This is a genomic window from Christensenella minuta (genome assembly GCF_003628755.1).
Lineage (GTDB): Bacteria > Bacillota > Clostridia > Christensenellales > Christensenellaceae > Christensenella > Christensenella minuta.
Genome location: NZ_CP029256.1, coordinates 676,903 through 694,594 on the forward strand (window position 1 = coordinate 676,903; position 17,692 = coordinate 694,594).

18 protein-coding genes and 1 pseudogene are annotated in these 17,692 nt (G+C 50.3%); 18 read left to right on the forward strand and 1 reads right to left on the reverse strand.

What is annotated here, in order from left to right:
- Nucleotides 1-9: 9 nt before the first annotated feature.
- The 16 genes and pseudogenes from atpA to B1H56_RS03340 form a co-directional block, all read left to right on the forward strand.
- Nucleotides 10-1,800 (forward strand): annotated as a pseudogene (gene atpA, locus B1H56_RS03265) (F0F1 ATP synthase subunit alpha); the annotation flags it as partial.
- A 59-nt stretch (nt 1,801-1,859) separates the two neighbouring features.
- Entirely contained in the window at nt 1,860-2,720 is an 861-nt protein-coding gene (gene atpG / locus B1H56_RS03270) for an ATP synthase F1 subunit gamma (RefSeq protein ID WP_066519068.1), read from the forward strand.
- A 13-nt stretch (nt 2,721-2,733) separates the two neighbouring features.
- Nucleotides 2,734-4,149 (forward strand): F0F1 ATP synthase subunit beta, encoded by a 1,416-nt coding sequence (gene atpD, locus B1H56_RS03275; RefSeq protein WP_066519065.1) that lies wholly within the window; start codon nt 2,734-2,736, stop codon nt 4,147-4,149.
- Entirely contained in the window at nt 4,149-4,562 is a 414-nt protein-coding gene (atpC, locus tag B1H56_RS03280) for an ATP synthase F1 subunit epsilon (protein WP_066519054.1), read from the forward strand. Before atpD ends, atpC begins: the two co-directional genes overlap by 1 nt.
- Before the next feature lie 66 nt (nt 4,563-4,628).
- Entirely contained in the window at nt 4,629-5,201 is a 573-nt protein-coding gene (gene cobU / locus B1H56_RS03285) for a bifunctional adenosylcobinamide kinase/adenosylcobinamide-phosphate guanylyltransferase (RefSeq protein ID WP_066519052.1), read from the forward strand.
- Nucleotides 5,198-5,764 (forward strand): histidine phosphatase family protein, encoded by a 567-nt coding sequence (locus B1H56_RS03290; RefSeq protein ID WP_066519049.1) that lies wholly within the window; start codon nt 5,198-5,200, stop codon nt 5,762-5,764. The genes cobU and B1H56_RS03290 overlap by 4 nt, the downstream gene beginning before the upstream one ends.
- Before the next feature lie 136 nt (nt 5,765-5,900).
- Entirely contained in the window at nt 5,901-7,199 is a 1,299-nt protein-coding gene (locus B1H56_RS03295) for a phenylacetate--CoA ligase family protein (RefSeq protein WP_066519324.1), read from the forward strand.
- Nucleotides 7,200-7,264: 65 nt separating this feature from the next.
- Nucleotides 7,265-8,992 (forward strand): indolepyruvate ferredoxin oxidoreductase subunit alpha, encoded by a 1,728-nt coding sequence (gene iorA, locus B1H56_RS03300; RefSeq protein ID WP_066519321.1) that lies wholly within the window; start codon nt 7,265-7,267, stop codon nt 8,990-8,992.
- Nucleotides 8,989-9,567 (forward strand): indolepyruvate oxidoreductase subunit beta, encoded by a 579-nt coding sequence (locus tag B1H56_RS03305; RefSeq protein WP_066519047.1) that lies wholly within the window; start codon nt 8,989-8,991, stop codon nt 9,565-9,567. Before iorA ends, B1H56_RS03305 begins: the two co-directional genes overlap by 4 nt.
- A 46-nt stretch (nt 9,568-9,613) precedes the next feature.
- Nucleotides 9,614-10,045, forward strand: coding sequence for an ACT domain-containing protein (locus B1H56_RS03310; protein WP_066519046.1), 432 nt, complete (start codon nt 9,614-9,616; stop codon nt 10,043-10,045).
- 11 nt (nt 10,046-10,056) lie between these two features.
- Nucleotides 10,057-11,199 (forward strand): alanine racemase, encoded by a 1,143-nt coding sequence (alr, locus tag B1H56_RS03315; RefSeq protein ID WP_066519039.1) that lies wholly within the window; start codon nt 10,057-10,059, stop codon nt 11,197-11,199.
- A 16-nt stretch (nt 11,200-11,215) separates the two neighbouring features.
- Nucleotides 11,216-11,767 carry a 5-formyltetrahydrofolate cyclo-ligase gene (locus B1H56_RS03320; protein WP_066519037.1) on the forward strand — a complete coding sequence of 184 codons (552 nt, stop codon included), beginning with the start codon at nt 11,216-11,218 and terminating at the stop codon, nt 11,765-11,767.
- On the forward strand, nt 11,764-12,312 hold the full coding sequence (gene rsmD / locus B1H56_RS03325) for a 16S rRNA (guanine(966)-N(2))-methyltransferase RsmD (RefSeq protein ID WP_066519036.1): 549 nt from the start codon (nt 11,764-11,766) through the stop codon (nt 12,310-12,312). Before B1H56_RS03320 ends, rsmD begins: the two co-directional genes overlap by 4 nt.
- The gene (gene coaD, locus B1H56_RS03330; RefSeq protein ID WP_066519035.1) at nt 12,313-12,792 is read left to right on the forward strand and encodes a pantetheine-phosphate adenylyltransferase; all 480 of its coding nucleotides are present in this window, start codon (nt 12,313-12,315) and stop codon (nt 12,790-12,792) included.
- Nucleotides 12,789-13,259, forward strand: a complete 471-nt coding sequence (locus B1H56_RS03335) for a hypothetical protein (protein WP_066519028.1) — start codon at nt 12,789-12,791, stop codon at nt 13,257-13,259. The genes coaD and B1H56_RS03335 overlap by 4 nt, the downstream gene beginning before the upstream one ends.
- A gap of 67 nt (nt 13,260-13,326) precedes the next feature.
- On the forward strand, nt 13,327-14,106 hold the full coding sequence (locus B1H56_RS03340) for a patatin-like phospholipase family protein (RefSeq protein ID WP_066519024.1): 780 nt from the start codon (nt 13,327-13,329) through the stop codon (nt 14,104-14,106).
- Here the strand turns inward: B1H56_RS03340 and B1H56_RS03345 are convergent.
- Entirely contained in the window at nt 14,099-15,274 is a 1,176-nt protein-coding gene (locus tag B1H56_RS03345; protein WP_066519018.1) for a nucleotidyltransferase, read from the reverse strand. The two genes, B1H56_RS03340 and B1H56_RS03345, sit on opposite strands and share 8 nt — an antisense overlap.
- A 108-nt stretch (nt 15,275-15,382) precedes the next feature.
- Here B1H56_RS03345 and pta point away from each other — a divergent pair, with 108 nt between their 5' ends.
- Both pta and B1H56_RS03355 read left to right on the forward strand, forming a co-directional pair.
- Entirely contained in the window at nt 15,383-16,381 is a 999-nt protein-coding gene (gene pta / locus B1H56_RS03350) for a phosphate acetyltransferase (protein WP_066519318.1), read from the forward strand.
- A 19-nt stretch (nt 16,382-16,400) separates the two neighbouring features.
- Complete coding sequence (locus tag B1H56_RS03355) at nt 16,401-17,603, forward strand: acetate/propionate family kinase (protein WP_066519010.1); 1,203 nt, start codon at nt 16,401-16,403, stop codon at nt 17,601-17,603.
- The last annotated feature ends 89 nt before the right edge of the window (nt 17,604-17,692 follow it).

Consider the following 17,692-nt stretch of genomic DNA (forward strand, 5'->3'; position numbering starts at 1 on the left):
CATTTGGAAATGAAGGGCAAACTCGTTTGTGCAACTGAATTTACGCCAGATGAAATATCCGCAATCACCGGGAAGTTTGATAAGCTTTTTGATGCGAAAATAGATTTCGATATTACTGTGGAGCCATCCCTTATCAGCGGTTTTGTCGCGACGGTAAACAATATGGTTTACGACCTCAGCGCAAAATCTTATCTGGATAGGATGCAGGAGTATATTGGCGACAATTCGATCAATACAAGTAGTGAAAATATTGAGGATATCATAGCCGCCCTGAAAAAGAACGTAGACGGGGCGCTTGGGAATACGGCGGTGGGGGAAGACCTCGCAAGCAAGATTACCCAGTTTGACGTAAAATATGATATTTCGATGATCGGCATCGTAGAACGTACGGGCGACGGCGTTGTCTTTGTACGTGGGCTCGATGGGTGTAAATACGGCGAACTTCTGCAGTTCGAGAATGATGCATACGGAATCGTCATGAATCTGGAACTTGAACGCGTTGGCGCCGTTCTTTTGAATGGCGTGGCGGAGGTTGTGGAAGGCTCAATGGTACGTCATACCGGTGATGTGGTAAAGGTACCGGTAGGTGACGCCGTCATGGGACGCGTCCTGAATCCGCTCGGTCTTCCTATCGATGGGAAAGGAAGGATACTGACTGAAAAATCCCGGCCGATCGAGACACCGGCGCCGGCAATTATCGACAGACAGCCGGTTGATACGCCGTTGCAGACAGGTATTATGGCAATCGACGCCATGATCCCGATTGGCCGCGGACAAAGGGAGCTTATTATCGGCGACCGCCAGACCGGAAAAACGGCAATAGCGGTCGATACGATCATCAATCAAAAAGGCCAGAACGTTAAGTGCGTTTATGTGGCAATCGCTCAAAAGGCTTCTACGATTGCGGAGATTGTCAACCGGCTCGATGAATTTGGCGCGCTCGATTACACAACGGTCGTAGCCTCTACGGCGAGCGATACCGCGCCGATGCAGTATATCGCCCCATACGCAGGATGTGCAATCGCAGAGGAGTTTATGCGCGACGGACAGGACGTGCTCGTTGTCTATGACGATTTGTCCAAACACGCTGTCGCATACAGGACCATGTCCCTGCTGCTGCGCAGGCCTCCGGGGCGCGAAGCGTATCCGGGCGACGTTTTCTATCTGCATTCGAGGCTGCTTGAACGCGCTGCGAAACTTTCAGGCGAGCTTGGCGGCGGTTCAATGACTGCTCTGCCGATCATTGAGACGATGGAAGGGGATATTTCTTCTTATATCCCGACGAATGTAATTTCCATTACGGACGGGCAGATTTATCTGGAGACAGAATTATTCAATTCCGGACAGCGCCCGGCCGTAAATGTGGGGCTTTCCGTATCGCGCGTGGGGGGGAGTGCCCAAATTAAAGCGATGCGCAAGGTTGCGGGACCGCTTAGGCTGGAACTCGCCCAATACCGTGAGCTGGAAGTGTTTTCACAGTTCGCTTCCGACCTTGACAAGGCTACGCAGGATGCACTTAATAATGGACTAAAGGTTACAAAAGCGCTGGTGCAACCACAATATACGCCGTATTCGGTCGAAAATCAGGTTATTTTGCTGTGCGTTGCCACCAATAAGGTGTTGATGGATATCCCGGTGGAGAAGGTACGCAAATTCAACGAAGAATTTTTGGACTTCGTGAATGCCAAGTATCCGCAGATCCGCGGGGCGATCAAGGAAACGAAAGAGCTTTCCGAAGAAAACGAAAAACTGATTCTTGACGCGGTGAAAGAATTTGAACGCGGTTTTTTGGCGGAGAAGGCGAATGATGCATCAAGTGAAGAAACGCCCCGGATAGAGGCGGCGGAGGCTGCTAAATCATGAGAAGCCTTGCGGATGTAAAAAACAGTATGCGTGCGATCGGCGACACAAGCAAAATCACGAGCGCAATGAAGCTTATCTCGACGTCGAAAATGCAAAAGGCGATTCAACGCTATGATGCAAACCTGTTGTATTTCAACCGTGTCAGAAGCGCGATCAAGGATATCCTTGTGCACTCCCATGAATTACACCATACGTTTTTAGAAAAGCATGAAAAGGGGCATCCGGCCTATATTGTGATTGCCGCGGATAAGGGATTATGCGGCGCTTACAACCACAATATTTTGAATTTCGCTTCGGAATTCATGACACCGGATGAAAAATTCGTCATAACGATCGGGCAGGAGGCGCGCGCATTTTTTGAACGAAAGGGAATCCCGATCGATGTGGAGTATCTCCATATTTCCCAGAATCCGACATTATACGAGGCGCGAAATCTTGCGGATGACCTCTCAAAGATGTATAAAAACAGCGAGATGAACGAGGTCTATCTTCTCTATACGCGTTATTATTCCTCTGTGAAGCAGGTACCGACGGCGTTGAAATTGCTGCCGGTGGAGCTTTCAAGCTTTGCGGACATTGAAACGGAGCTCGATTACGAGAATGAGATGAATTACCATCCGTCTCCGCGGAAGGTATTTGACGTGCTTGTGCCGCAATACATTATCGGGTTGCTCTATGGCGCGCTGATTCAAGCGTTCGCGAGCGAGAACAGCGCCCGTATGATGGCGATGGATTCTTCCTCGAAAAATGCAGCCGAAATGCTCAGCAAGCTCAGTATTGAGCTGAACCGGGCGCGCCAGCAGGCGATTACTATGGAGATCACAGAGATCGTGGGCGCGATGGAAGCACTAACCTAAGGAGCAGGAATGTATGTATGATTATAAGATTGTAAGCGAAGGCGAAATCATAAGAATAACGGGGCCTGTTATCGACGTAAAGTTTGCCGAAAAAACGGATCCTTCCATCAATACAATCCTTTACGCGAAAAATGATGAGGGCAAGGACGGGCGCGTGTGGATGGAGGTTGCTTCACAAATTGGGAATAGCGTTGTGCGCTGTATCGCTCTCGAAGCAACGGAAGGCCTTGCGTGCGGCATGAAGGTGTACAATACTGGAGAGCCGATTACAGTACCGGTCGGAGATAATATCCTTGGGCGGGTGGTAAACGTCATGGGGGAAGCGATCGACGGCAAAGGCGAAATCACGACAAACGAGTATTGGCCTATCTATCGTCCGGCTCCGCCGTTTGCGGAACAAAATCCGGTCTCTGAAATTTTTGAAACCGGCCTTAAAGTAATCGACCTGATTGCGCCATATGCAAAGGGCGGCAAAATCGGCCTGTTTGGCGGCGCGGGCGTTGGGAAGACGGTCCTGATTAATGAACTGATCCATAATATCGCAACGGAAAGCGGCGGATACTCTGTGTTTACCGGCGTTGGTGAACGAAGCAGGGAAGGACGCGACCTGATCGGCGAGATGGCGGAAAGCGGCGTCCTGGAAAAAACGGCGCTGGCATTTGGCCAGATGAATGAACCTCCGGGCTCGCGTATGCGGGTGGCCTTGACGGGCCTTACAATGGCGGAATATCTGCGCGACAAAACGCAGCAGAATGTCTTGCTGTTTATCGATAATATCTATCGTTTTATTCAGGCAGGCTCCGAGGTTTCGGCGCTGTTGGGGCGCATCCCTTCTGCGGTTGGTTACCAGCCGACGCTGGCGAACGAACTGGGAGCGCTTGAAGAACGCATTACATCAACTACACATGGTTCCATTACGTCGGTGCAGGCGATCTATGTTCCTGCCGACGACCTGACAGACCCGGCCCCCGCGACAACGTTCTCGCACCTTGATGCGATCACCGTACTTTCGCGGAGTATTGCGGAGCTTGGCATCTATCCGTCTGTCGATCCGCTGGAGTCCTCTTCGCGCATCCTCGATCCCCGTATCGTGGGAGAAGAGCATTACGAGGTGGCAAGCCGCGTTATTCATACGCTGCAGCGCTATAAGGAGCTGCAGGATATTATTTCCATCCTCGGGATGGAAGAGCTTGCCCCGGAAGATAAGATTACGGTATTCCGGGCGAGAAAAGTACAGCGTTTCCTGTCACAGCCGATGTTTGTGGCGGAGATATTCACGGGGATCAAAGGAAAATATGTACCGCTCAAGGATACGATCAGGAGTTTCAAGGCGATCCTTGACGGCGAGGCGGACGATCTGCCGGAGCAGGCGTTCCTCATGGTTGGAGATATTGACGAGGCGAAAGAAAAAGCAAAGGGAATAAAATAATGGCTTCGGAATTCTTACTCGAAATCCTGACGCCCGAACGGTCCTTCTTTTGCGAGAGCATTGTGTCTGTGATTTTTCCGACGGAAGACGGACAAATGTCAATTCAGAAGAACCACGAATCGGAAGTTGTGACCGTCGTTCCGGGCGAGGTAAAAATAAATACGGGGAAAAAGTGGCTGATGTGCTCGGTGGCGGAGGGATTTCTTGAAATCCGTCCGGATGAAACCATTATGTTTACACAGGCGGCCGAGTGGCCGGAAGAAATCGACGTTAAACGTGCGGAACGTGCAAAGGAACGTGCAGAAGAGCGCTTGCGCCAGAGGCGGAGTGAACAGGAATACCGGCGAAATAAGATTGCGCTCGCGCGGGCAATGGCAAGGCTGAGCCTTACCAAGCGGAAGACTACGCTTTAGCGGTTATGGGCGAGGGATATTGAAATCCCCCGCCTTTTTCGTCATGGACAGAAAGCAGGTGGTTAAATGGGGGAAATTATATTTATTACAGGCGGCGCACGAAGCGGGAAAAGCTATCATGCAGAACGGCTGGCGGGAAAATATCAGGATGTGGCCTATATCGCGACAGCGGTAATCACGGATGATGAGATGAAGCTGAGGGTTGAGCGGCACAAGGAGCAAAGGCCTTCGGAATGGAGAACGTATGAAGCGCCGTATGATCTCGAACAGGCAGTGCGGGGGAGCAGTCATGAGGCTTATCTGATAGATTGCATCACCGTATATATTACGAATCTTCTTTTGCGGGAAAAGGCGGATTGGGAATGTGACACGCTGTCTTTTGCGGAACAAAAGCGTCTGGAAGAAACGGTAGGACAAAAAATCAGCAAGCTGCTTGCGGCGATAGAGGAAAGCCCGGCGCGTTTTTTTGTCGTTTCCAACGAAGTGGGAATGGGGCTTGTGCCGGCGTATCCGTTGGGACGGATTTTTCGGGATGCGGCGGGGAAGGCAAACCGCATGTTCGCCCAAAAAGCGAAGGAAGCCTATTTTGCGGTGAGCGGAATATTGATCCCTTTGAAAAAGATACAGGAGGAACTATGAGTACCAGTTTTACTTTTTTGCGCCATGCGCAGACGGAAGCCAATGAAAAAGGCGTATTCAGCGGCAGCCTTGATTTGCCGCTCAGCAAGGAAGGGGAAGCCTGCGCGGAGAAAACGGCTGAGAAGCTTGAGGGCGAGCATTTTGACGCCGTTTTTTATGGAACCGCAAAGCGCGTGCTCCAGACTACGGATTATGTATTGAGCAAGTTGCGGGATACGCCAAAAATCATCCTGAAATCAGAGCAGATCAAAGAGACGGATTTCGGCTTGTTTGAAGGACTTTCCGCAGCTGAAGCGCAGCAAAAGTATCCGCAGGAGTGGCAGCGGTATATGCAGGATTGGCAAACTTTTGTTTTCCCGCAGGGAGACGGGGTAGAGGCCTATTATGAGCGCTGCGGACAGTTTATCCACGATATCCTGTTTGAATATGAAAATAACCGGATATTGATTATTGCACACAAGGGCTTTATCCTCGCGTGCTGGTCGGCGTTGCTTACCGGCGATATTGCGGATGTGTTTACCCGCAGCATAGAGAATGGCGAGGCCGTTACGGTCACAGTCTGACGGCAGCGGTTTTTAAAATAGCTTTCGCTTCCTCCGAAAGCTATTTCCTTTTTCACGCAGATGTATTATAATAATATTTAATCGTTTTTAAGCGGGTAGTACCGCTTTTCTTTTAGGAGGGAATACGTTGGAACATATTATCTGGGATAGGGAATTTGAATGTGCGGACCGAAAGAAGATCAAGGAACTACAGCTTGAGCGGCTCAGACATACGGTGCAGTATTGTTATGACAACGTACCCCACTATAGAAAGAAGTTCAGTGAAATCGGGCTGAAACCGGAGCATATCAAAACCCTTCGCGACATTGAAAAAATACCGTTTACAACGAAGGAAGATTTTCGGGCGAATTATCCGTATGATATGTTTGCGGTGCCCATGAAAGAGATCGTTCGCCTCCACGGCTCTTCGGGGACGACGGGGAACCCGGTGGTCACCGGTTATACGCGGCATGACCTTGATATGTGGACGGGGCTTGTGTCGCGCGTTGCATGCGCGGCGGGCGTTGTACCGGACGATATTGCCCAGATTTCCTTTGGGTATGGCCTTTTTACAGGCGGTTTCGGTCTGCATTACGGCCTCGAACGCGTGGGCCTGAGTGTGATTCCAGTCTCCAGCGGCAATACGAAGCGCCAGATTAAGTTCATGCAGGATTTTGGCAGCACCGTACTGATCAGTACGCCGTCGTATGCCATGTACCTTGGCGAGACCGCACAGGAAATGGGCATCGATTTTAAAAAACTGAAACTGCGTCTTGGTCTTTTTGGCGGCGAGGGGCATACCAAAGAGATGCAAAAACAAATCGAAAAATATCTGAACATCACAGACACGGAAAATTATGGGCTGACAGAGGTCATTGGCCCCGGCTTCTCCGGGGAATGCTATATACAAAACGGAATGCACATCGCAGATGACGAGTTTATTTCCGAGGTCATCGATCCGGAAACGGGCGAGGTGCTTCCCATGGGAGAGAAGGGCGAGCTTGTCGTGACCAGCCTGACCAAGGAAGGCGTGCCGATCCTGCGTTACCGTACGAAGGATATTACGCGCCTGATGGATGAGCCGTGTAAATGCGGGCGGACGACAACGCGTATGGAGAAGGTCTCCGGGCGGACGGACGATATGCTTGTGATCCGCGGGGTGAATGTTTTCCCGTCGCAAATCGAAGGAGTTCTGCTGGGGATGGACGACGTCGCGCCGCATTACGAAATTGTGCTTACAACAGAAAAGCACCTTGACCGGATCGAAGTTAAAGTGGAGGTTGCGGATGCGGAACTGTTGACCAGTTATTCGGCGCTCGAAAACCTGAGGGAAAAAATAGCGAATAATATTTATTCGATCTTGAATATGCATGTCAAAGTGACGCTTGCCGAGCCGCATACCCTGAAGCGCTTTGAAGGAAAAGCGCGGCGTGTCACAGATATGCGCAGCCAATAATTGAAATATACTCTTGCTGGCTTTAATGGCAGGAAGCTTTATATTAGAAGAGGACTGGTATGGGAATGAAAAGAATTATGCTTGGGAATGAGGCGTACGCGCAAGGAGCGTATGAGGCGGGGGTAAATGTCGTCTCCTCCTATCCGGGAACGCCGAGTACGGAAGTTACTGAAAATATCGTAAAACATGACGAAGTGTATGCCGAATGGGCACCAAATGAAAAGGTTGCTCTTGAAGTTGCCGCTGGTGCGAGCTATGGCGGCGCGCGGGCGCTTTGCTGCATGAAGCATGTAGGACTGAACGTGGCGGCAGACCCCCTTTTCACCGCATCGTACACGGGTGTAAACGGCGGGTTGGTGATTTTGGTCGCGGACGATCCGGGAATGCATTCAAGCCAGAATGAACAGGATTCCCGTTTTTATGCGCGCAGCGCGCATGTGCCGATGCTCGAGCCGGCAGACAGCGGAGAAGCAAAAGAATTTATAAAAGCGGCCTTCGGGCTGAGCGAGCGTTTCGACACGCCCGTGCTGGTGCGCTCCAACACAAGGATTTCACATTCCCGTGGAATTGTTGAGGTGGAGGAACGCCGGGAGGTTCCGCTTAAGGAATATCAAAAGGATATCAAAAAATATGTTATGATGCCTGGTATGGCGAAGGGACGGCATATTATTGTTGAGCAGCGTATGAAGGACATTGCGGAATATGCGGAGACAGCAGACCTTAACCGGGCGGAATATGCCGACGCGGAGATCGGCATCATTACCAGCGGGACGTGTTATAACTATGTGAAGGAGGCAATGCCAAACGCCAGCATTCTGAAACTCGGCATGGTGTATCCGCTGCCCCAAAAGAAGATACGGGAATTTGCTTCCAAGGTAAAGACGTTATACGTGATCGAGGAATTGGAGCCCTTTTTTGAAAATCAGATTAGGGCTATGGGAATCGAGGTAAAGGGAAAAGAGCTTTTCACGGTGCAGGGGGAATATTCCACGCGTATGATCCGGGAAAGGTTGTGCGGCGAGCATTGCCGGACGGTAGAAGTCGGCGCTCTGCCCCAGCGGCCGCCGGTGCTCTGCCCGGGCTGCCCCCACAGGGCTGTTTATTACATGTTCAACAAATTGAAATTGACCGCGATGGGAGATATTGGGTGCTATACGCTTGGCGCGGGCGCCCCGTTGTCCGCAATCGATACGACGCTATGCATGGGTGCTTCCATCGGGATGGCGCATGGAATGGAAAAGGCGCGCGGGAAGGAGTTCGCACGCAAGCTTGTCAGTGTAATCGGCGATAGCACCTTCATGCATTCCGGTATTACCGGCCTTATCAACATGGTTTATAACGGTGCAACCTCGACCGTGCTGATTCTGGATAATTCAACGACGGGCATGACGGGACACCAGGATCATCCGGCAACAGGGAAAACCGCAAAGGGTGATCCGGCTCCTGCGGTAGATATTCCGAAACTCGTGGAAACGTTGGGAGTGAAATATGTGCGCGTCGTCGATCCGTTCGACCTCCCGGCACTTGAGGCGGCGCTGAGGGAGGAAACGGAACGCGAAGAAGTTTCCGTCATTATTACGAAGCGCCCATGCGTATTGATCGATAAGAATTCAATCAAAGGGACGCTTACCGTTACCGACGCGTGCCGTAATTGCGGAGCGTGCATGAAGCTTGGATGTCCGGCCCTTGTAAAAGGCGGCAGCGCAGTGCGGATCGATGCATCGTTGTGTATCGGATGTGGATTGTGTGCGGACGTTTGCCCGTTCCATGCGATTGAAGGAGGGTGTGAATGAAAAGTATATTGATAGCCGGAGTCGGCGGCCAGGGTACGCTGCTCGCGAGTATGGTATTCGGGCAAATCGCCCTGAAGATGGGATATGACGTTAAACTTTCCGAAGTACATGGTATGGCGCAGCGCGGAGGAAGCGTAGTGACCTATGTGCGCATTGGTGATAAAGGAGAAAAGGTATATTCTCCCGTCATCGACGAGTGCGGTGCAGATATTCTTCTGGCGTTTGAGGAGTTGGAGGGCCTGCGCTGGCTTCCTTATCTGAACCCGGATGGCGGGAAGCTGTATTGCAATTCCCAGCAGATTCTGCCGATGCCCGTAATTACCGGAGCGGCAGCCTATCCGGAAAATATCCCGGAAAAGATCAAAGAACATTTTCCGAATGCAGTTTTTGTGGACGCGTTGACGCTCGCCAATGAAGCGGGCAGTGTAAAAGCCGTCAACACCGTGCTTCTTGGCGTTCTTGCCAAGAATATGGAAATAGACAAGGAAATCTGGAAAGAAGCGGTCCGCTGTGTGGTGAAACCGAAATTTGCGGATTTGAATGAAAAAGCATTTGAACTTGGATATGCTCTGTAATATACCGGAAGAGAATCTGTGCAGAAACGCTGAGGGAGGAAAGAAGATGTTGATAAAACAGATATCGGCTTTTGTTGAGAATAAAAAGGGAAGATTGTATAGCCTGACGCAAACGCTGGCCGACCATAACATTGACCTGAAGGCGCTTTCTATTGCGGACACGTCGGAATTCGGGATACTCAGGTGCATTGTCAATGATCCGGATAAGGCGCTTGAAGTCTTGCGCGAGGAGGGCTTTACGGCTTCAATGACACCGGTGCTCGGGATTGAAGTGGAAGATACGCCCGGCGGCCTTGCGCAGGTGTTGAAGGTTTTGCATGAAAATGAGATCAGTGTGGAGTACCTTTATTCCTTTGTCGGAACGAGGAGTGAAAACGCGATTGTCATTTTTCATGTAAAAGAGACGGAAAAAGCATTTGAAATCTTGCAAAATGCGGGCTTGAAAATGCTGACAGGTGAAATGATTTATAATATTTAAGAGGCAGAATTTTGTATAGAAGGACATATGCCAGAATCCATCTCGGGAATCTGAAGCAAAATATCAGGAATGCGGCGGCAAATGTACCGGACGCATGTGGAATTGTTGCGGTTGTAAAGGCGAACGCGTATGGGCATGGCGCGGTGGAATGCGCTCGTGCGGCAAAACAGGCGGGCGCATGCATGTTAGCGGTAGCCCTTGCGGAAGAAGCAGTGCCGCTGGAAAAGATTGGGCTTCCCATTATTATCATCGGACGTTCCAATCATGAACAACTGCGTCTCGCCCTCCGCCTCGGCTTGCAGCCGTGCGTTTTTACGCCGGATGATATTACCTTTCTCCAGGAACTATGCGCGGAGCAGGGCGGAGAGGCAAGGATCCACCTCAAATTCGATACGGGGATGTGTCGTATTGGGATACGCAGCGACAGTGAGCTTGAAAAATGTATCAGCGCCTTGAATAGCTGCAGCAATGTGAAACTGGCAGGAGTCTTTACCCATTTCGCAAACAGTGACGCAAAAAATAAAGATCATGCGATCCGGCAGCATAAGAAATTCCTGCATTATATCGGAACTTTGAGGGAGCGTGGGTTTCGGCCTGCCATCCATGCGGACAACAGCGCGGGAACGATTGATCTGCCGCAGTTTTCGCACGACATGGTTCGTTTTGGTATTTCCATGTATGGCTATTATCCTTCGGAGGAAGTGGACAAAGACGCGGTGCCACTTAGACCGGTGATGGAGGTTTTTGCTGAGGTTTCCCATATCAAAGATATCGCACGAGGGGAAAGCGTGGGCTATGGAAGCACTTTTACCGCACAGCATACGACAAGAGTCGCAACCGTTCAGATTGGCTATGGAGACGGCTATAACAGATTGCTTTCTAACAAAGGGAAAATGATTGTAACAACGGATTGCGGTTCATTTTACGCTCCCATCATTGGACGCGTTTGTATGGATCAGACCATGATCGATGTGACGGATGTTGGGGGAGTGGTGCAGGCGGGCGACCTCGTAACTGTGCTGGGAAGAAAGGGAGACAAGCTGATTTCAGCGGATGATATTGCAAAACTCTGCGGGACCATCAGCTATGAAGTCCTTCTTGATTTCAACGAACGGGTGCCGCGGATTTATTTGGACGATACAACCGGGGTCTAGCCGGTAGGGAGAAAAAATGACAAAGCAGGAAATACGCGAAAAAATACTCAGTATGCGGAGAGGTCTTACCTCGAAATATATTGACGACGAATCTGCAAAAATATATGAATTGCTTACGGAAAGCGGGATATTCGAGGGTGCCGGCACCGTGCTTTCCTACAGCGATTTTGATAACGAAGTAAAGACGGCAATGCTCACGGGCTGGCTTATGTTTCGCGGGATGCGGCTGTATCTTCCGTGTGTGCGGAAAAAGGAAATGTTTGCGGCCGATATTAAGAGTGCGGGGCTTGAACTGAGCAAATTTGGAATTGCCCAGCCGAAGTTTGGAGAAGCCTCTTTTTTGGAACCGGAAAAAATAGACGTTGTGATCGTACCGGGTATCGCTTTTGACCGGAATGGCCACCGGATCGGATTTGGTTGCGGATATTACGACGATTTCCTGAAACGGGCTAGGCAGGCTAAAAAGATCGCCCTTGCCTATGATTTTCAAATCGTAGATTTTATTCCCGCCGAAACGCATGACGTTCGGGTGGATGTGATCGTTACACCGGACGGAATCATTCGATGAGAATTATTGCGGGCGAAAGACGCGGCCTGAAACTGATGACGCAGGAAGGACTTGATACGCGGCCGACACTTGACCGGGTCAGGGAAGCTATGTTCGGACGGATCCAGTTTGAAATCAGGGGAAAATGCGTGCTGGACCTATTTGCGGGCAGCGGCGCGCTTGGCCTTGAAGCCCTTTCGCGCGGAGCGCGGGAGGCGGTGTTTGTCGATTGCAACGATGGCGCGGAGCGGGCGATCCAGCATAATATTTCTGCGGCGGCAATGGAAGACCGTGCGGTATTTATTAAAAATGAGTACGGGAACGCTATGAAACTATTTCAAAATAAAAAGAAGTTTGATATAGTATTTATAGACCCGCCGTATACCAGCGGTTTTTACAAACCGGCAATGGAGGGCCTTGTGGAATACGGTTTGCTCTCCAACGGTGCGATCATTGTGGCGGAAAGCAACGCTCCGCTGGAAATTGAATTTGCGGGATATATGGTGGAAAAACAAAAAAAATACGGAAAAACATTTTTAAATTTTTTCCGGTGGAAAGAGGGATAAATGAAAGCTTGCATATATCCGGGCAGCTTCGATCCGATTACCAAAGGCCATATGGATATTATCGGCCGTGCGCGTAATCTTTTTCCGAAAGTATTTGTGGGAGTATTGAATAATCCGGCGAAGAGGAATCTCTTTTCGGTGGATAAGAGGATAGAGATGATACGGCGCGCAGCCGCCGGGATGGATGGCGTTGAAGTAGTGGCTTTTGACGGACTGCTTGTGGAATTGATGAAAAAACTCGACTGCCGCATCATTATTCGCGGCCTTCGGACGGGGACCGACCTTGAGCTGGAACAGCAGCTTTCCGTTATCAATGGGAAATTGCTTCCAGGCGCGGAGACAGTTGCGCTTCTTTCCAAACCGGAAACCTATTTTATCAGTTCGAGCGCAGTGCGGGAATTAATTGAGTTTCGTGCAGACATATCCGATTATGTTCCGAAAGAAGTGGCTGATATGATAAACGGAGGGAATGCAAAATGAAAGTCTTTGATTTGCTGGATGAGATCATTGAAGAAGTAGACAATAGCCGAAAATCCCTGTTTGGAAATAAAAAGACCATCGACGTAGAATTTGTTCTGGAAATACTGGAAGAGATCAAGGCGGCGTTGCCTGAAGAAATCGTCTATGCGCAGGAGGTTTTGGATCATAAGCGTGAGATCATTGATTCGGCGCAGGGCAAGGCAAAGAACATATTGGACGGAGTCGACAACAGGCTGTCCGAATTGGTAGAGGAGCACAAGGTGACGCAGCTTGCCTATGAAAAAGCCAACCGAGTCATCGACGCGGCGCAGAAGCAGGCATATGAGATCCGTGTGAATGCAAACGATTATGCGGTGAATGTCCTTGAAGACCTGTCTTCCTATATGAAGGAGTATATGGATATTATAAAAGAAAACCAGTCCAACTTTATCAACAAAAAGAACAAAGACCAGGCTGAATTTGAATAAAAGGTTTAAAGAAAAATCTTTATGCTATTGGATAATGATATAAAGATTTTTTTTGTAGGAGAAATATATGGCCAGAATAAAAAAAATGGGGCTTGCACTCGGGGGTGGTTCCGCTCGTGGATTTGCACATATTGGCGTGCTTCGGGTCCTGATTGAAAATAAAATTCCAATCCATTCGATTGCCGGCTGCAGTATGGGTTCGCTGATCGGAGGAATCTATGCTTCGGAAGCCAATCTTGAGACACTGGAAAATCTTGCGGTGGTATTTGATTTTAAAAAATATTTTGACCTGACCCTGTCTTCCAAGGGGTACGTGAAAGGCAGCAGGGTTCAGGAGCTTATCAAGCTGATGACGAAAAACATTATGATCGAGAAATCAAAAATCCCGTTCTGCTGTATTGCGACGTGCCTGCGTAATGCCACCCTGAAAAGATTCACGGAAGGGCCGGTCCATGAAGCCGTCCGTGCGAGTATTTCTATCCCGGGGATGTTTACCCCGCATGTGATCGACGGAGTTTCTTATGTGGACGGCGGCGTGATCGACCGCACCGCGATTGGCGCGGCGTGGGCGATGGAACCCGACGTGGTGGTCGCGGTGGACGTCGGATACCGGGGAGAAGAAATTACACCGCCCAAAAGTATGATTGGACTTGCACAGGCCTCTTTTTCTGTCGCAGACTGGTATCTTGCGCAAACAAACCTTCCAAAAGCAAGTCTGTGCATTTTTCCCGACGTCAGCGGGATTGACGGCAGCCAATATAAGGACATCCAAAATATTATTACGCGCGGGGAAGAGGCGGCGCGTATAGTGCTTCCGGAACTCAAGGAGTTGGTTGGGCTCAAATAATAAGGAGCCTTTGTGTAAAATCGCGCTTTCCCGGCGCGATTTTTTTTGTGAGCAGGGAATAGATATCCGTTGCCAGAATATCCATATCCAGCAGCGGGCTTTCCGGAAACTCAGAGGCTTTAGTCACAATAGGAACAGCAGATTCCGCCGCAAGGCGGGAAAGCAGTCCGAGGGCATCCCTGCGGACCCCAAGAACGCGTGCATAGAGCGGAGAGCCTGTCAGCATGTACATTTGTTCTCGGGTAATGCCGAAGAGGCAGTAAAGTAAAATGCGCTGGATACGGGAGCGGGGATAACGCTTGCTGGCGATAGCCGTCACCAAATCCTCATAGCCTTGCGCTTTTTTCGCGGCCTCGCAGATGCGGTATTCCAATCCTTCGGCTACGCCATAGATATTGCCGATTTTGGCAGTATCCCTGCGGCGGAGTTGAAACATAAGAAGAGGAAAAAGGGCCTCTCCAAATACGGGGTCTATACTTGGAACAGCTTCCGCATTGGGAATATAACGGAGGTACGAAGCGTCTCCTTTCTTGATTGCGGCACGAATGGCCCGCGCGCTTGCATAACCGGGCGTGAGGACGGATTCTGAGTATCCGCCGCCCAGGCGTTCGATAGGCAGAGGCCGGAGCGCGCTTCCCCGCCGAATTATTGCTTTCAGATATTCGATCGCCAGGATATTGTTCGGCTGCTGCCACGTAGCGGCATCGGTCGCGGGAAGACAAGCGGTGAGCGCTTGTGCGCGTGCAACAGGAAAAGACAGGCCGGCTCCAAGACCTGTTTTTAATGCGGCCTGAAAACCGTTCGGCTCAGCGGAAAGCAGCGACGCTGCCTGTGACAACGCGGCAAGATCAGTGGTTTCCACGCCAAAAGAAAGGGCATCTACACAATTGAGCGCATCGAGAATTGCGACGCCGCCTTCGGCAAACCCCTCCGCGCTTTGAGTCGCATAAGCGAAAGGGAGTTCCAGCACAAGGCTTGCCCCACCCAAAAGTGCCGCGCGCGTCCGTACCCATTTATCCCAGACCGCAGGTTCGCCGCGTTGTGTAAAATTCCCGCTCATCACACAAATAATGTGATCTGCGCCGTGCTTTTCACACGTCCTTCGGATATGATACTCATGCCCGGTATGAAAGGGATTGTATTCGGAGATGATTCCGGCGATTTTCATAAAATACCTTTGCAAAGCGTTGTTTTTTTATATATAATATATAAGTGTCATTATAACAGAGAAATCAAAAATTTAAAATTCATTTATAAAATCGTGAGGTGCAGAGAAATGTCATTAATGGACAAAATCAAGGATAAGGCGAAATCGGTTAAGAAAAATATCGTTCTGCCTGAGGGAAGTGAACCGCGTACGATCGAAGCGGCGGCGAAGATCGCGGAGCAGGGGATTGCAAATGTAATTCTTTTGGGCGATGAAAAGGAAATCGAAGCGGCCAATACGAAAAAGGCCGACCTTTCCGGCACGACGATCATCAATCCGGCTAATTCTCCGAAGCTTCAGGAATATGCCGATATGTTCTATGAAATGCGCAAGAAAAAGGGAATCACGCCCGAACAGGCGCTTGAGACCGCAAAAGACCCGCTTTATTATGCGGTTTTAATGATTAAGGCAAACGACGCAGACGGCATGGTATCGGGAGCGATTCATTCCACGGGCGATACGCTTCGTCCGGCGTTGCAGGTGATTAAGACCAAGCCGGGCGTACCGATCGTGTCGAGCTGCTTTATTATGGAGCATCCGGACAGCAAGTGGGGCCAAGACGGCGTAATGGTATTTGCGGATTGCGCGGTCAATATCGATCCCAACGCGGAAGAACTTGCGGCAATTGCAGTTGCTTCCGCGGACTCGGCAAAAGACCTTGCCGGAATCGACGATCCCAAAATTGCGATGCTGTCATTCTCGACCAAAAACAGCGCAAAGCATGAGCATGTGGATAAAGTAATTGAAGCGACGAAGCTTGCCAAGGAAATGGCACCCGAATTGAATATTGATGGCGAATTACAGGCGGATGCAGCGCTGATCGAGGCGGTCGGCCAGTTGAAGAGTCCGGGCAGCAAGGTTGCAGGCCATGCAAATGTGCTGATCTTCCCGGATATCCAGGCGGGAAACATTGGCTATAAGCTCGTCCAGAGACTGGGCGGCGCGGAAGCGATCGGCCCGATTTGTCAGGGACTTGCGCGTCCGGTAAACGACCTTTCGCGCGGATGCAGTGTGGAAGATATCGTTTCCGTTGTGGCAATCACGGCAGTGCAGGCTCAGTCTTTCTAATCAAAAGGGGTATAGGAAAATGAAAAATGTTTTGGTAATCAACGCGGGAAGTTCTTCCCTGAAATATCAACTGATCGACATGGACGATGCAGATGTTATCGCAAAGGGCCTTGTCGAAAGGATCGGCATCGACGGTTCCGTCATCAAGCATAAGCCGTCCGGCAAGGACAAGGTAGAAATCGAAACGTCCATGAAGGACCACAACGACGCGATGAAACAGGTGATCGCGGCGCTGACGGATCCTGTACACGGCGTGGTTTCAGACCTTTCCGGTATTTGCGCGGTTGGGCACAGAATTGTGCATGGCGGTGAGAAATTCAGCGAATCCGTGCTGATTACGGATGAAGTGATGGAAGCGATCAAGGAAAATATCGAGCTTGCGCCGCTCCACAATCCGGCCAACCTGATGGGGATCGACGCATGCCGCGCCCTGATGCCCGACGTACCGATGGTTGGGGTGTTTGATACGGCGTTCCATGCGAATATGCCGAAAAAAGCGTTCCTTTACGGAATTCCTTATACGGCTTATACGGACTATAAAGTCAGAAGATACGGTTTCCACGGGACATCCCACAAATATGTCTCCCATCGTGCAGCGGAGATGCTTGGGAAGGATATACGGGATCTCAAGATCATCACCTGCCATCTTGGTAACGGTTCCTCCGTTGCAGCAGTCGACGGCGGCGTTTCGGTGGATACGTCCATGGGCTTCACGCCCCTTGAAGGGCTTGTGATGGGAACGCGTTCCGGCGACCTTGACGCGGCGATTGTTCCGTACCTTATGGATAAAATGAACATGAATGTAGACCAAGCAATCAATTATCTTAACAAGGAATCGGGCGTTTGGGGAATTTCCGGCGTGTCGAGCGATTTCCGCGATCTTTGGGCGGAAGAGGAAAAAGGTAACGAGCGGGCCAAACTTGCCCTTGATGTCTTTAATTACCGCCTGAAGAAATTTATCGGCGCGTATGCGGCGGCAATGGGCGGCGTTGATGTTATCACCTTTGCGGGCGGCGTTGGCGAGAACGATTGGGACGTCCGTATGCATGCGCTTGAAGGACTCGAGTTTATGGGCGTGAAGCTCGACAAAGAGAAAAACGACGGCCTGCGCGGAGAGGAAATGGATATTTCCGCTGCAGATTCCAAGGTAAAAATACTCGTAGTTCCGACGGATGAAGAAATGACGATTGCGAAAGATACCTACGATATCTGCTGCAAGTAAACCTGGAGCAAGCAGAGGCTTCCGGCAAGAAAAAATAGTTGACAAGCGCGCTGCATAAAAATATAATGTAGTGGTACTCGTTTTCTTGC

Bases quoted from the DNA above. Each gene is read 5' to 3' on its own strand.
- atpG (WP_066519068.1), top strand. From the start codon at position 1,860: ATGAGAAGCCTTGCGGATGTAAAAAACAGTATGCGTGCGATCGGCGAC.
- pta (WP_066519318.1), top strand. From the start codon at position 15,383: ATGTCATTAATGGACAAAATCAAGGATAAGGCGAAATCGGTTAAGAAA.
- B1H56_RS03305 (WP_066519047.1), top strand. From the start codon at position 8,989: ATGAAAAGTATATTGATAGCCGGAGTCGGCGGCCAGGGTACGCTGCTC.
- B1H56_RS03340 (WP_066519024.1), top strand. From the start codon at position 13,327: ATGGCCAGAATAAAAAAAATGGGGCTTGCACTCGGGGGTGGTTCCGCT.
- atpD (WP_066519065.1), top strand. From the start codon at position 2,734: ATGTATGATTATAAGATTGTAAGCGAAGGCGAAATCATAAGAATAACG.
- B1H56_RS03345 (WP_066519018.1), bottom strand. From the start codon at position 15,274: ATGAAAATCGCCGGAATCATCTCCGAATACAATCCCTTTCATACCGGG.
- B1H56_RS03310 (WP_066519046.1), top strand. From the start codon at position 9,614: ATGTTGATAAAACAGATATCGGCTTTTGTTGAGAATAAAAAGGGAAGA.
- iorA (WP_066519321.1), top strand. From the start codon at position 7,265: ATGAAAAGAATTATGCTTGGGAATGAGGCGTACGCGCAAGGAGCGTAT.
- B1H56_RS03320 (WP_066519037.1), top strand. From the start codon at position 11,216: ATGACAAAGCAGGAAATACGCGAAAAAATACTCAGTATGCGGAGAGGT.
- coaD (WP_066519035.1), top strand. From the start codon at position 12,313: ATGAAAGCTTGCATATATCCGGGCAGCTTCGATCCGATTACCAAAGGC.
- rsmD (WP_066519036.1), top strand. From the start codon at position 11,764: ATGAGAATTATTGCGGGCGAAAGACGCGGCCTGAAACTGATGACGCAG.
- B1H56_RS03335 (WP_066519028.1), top strand. From the start codon at position 12,789: ATGAAAGTCTTTGATTTGCTGGATGAGATCATTGAAGAAGTAGACAAT.
- atpC (WP_066519054.1), top strand. From the start codon at position 4,149: ATGGCTTCGGAATTCTTACTCGAAATCCTGACGCCCGAACGGTCCTTC.
- cobU (WP_066519052.1), top strand. From the start codon at position 4,629: ATGGGGGAAATTATATTTATTACAGGCGGCGCACGAAGCGGGAAAAGC.
- B1H56_RS03290 (WP_066519049.1), top strand. From the start codon at position 5,198: ATGAGTACCAGTTTTACTTTTTTGCGCCATGCGCAGACGGAAGCCAAT.
- B1H56_RS03355 (WP_066519010.1), top strand. From the start codon at position 16,401: ATGAAAAATGTTTTGGTAATCAACGCGGGAAGTTCTTCCCTGAAATAT.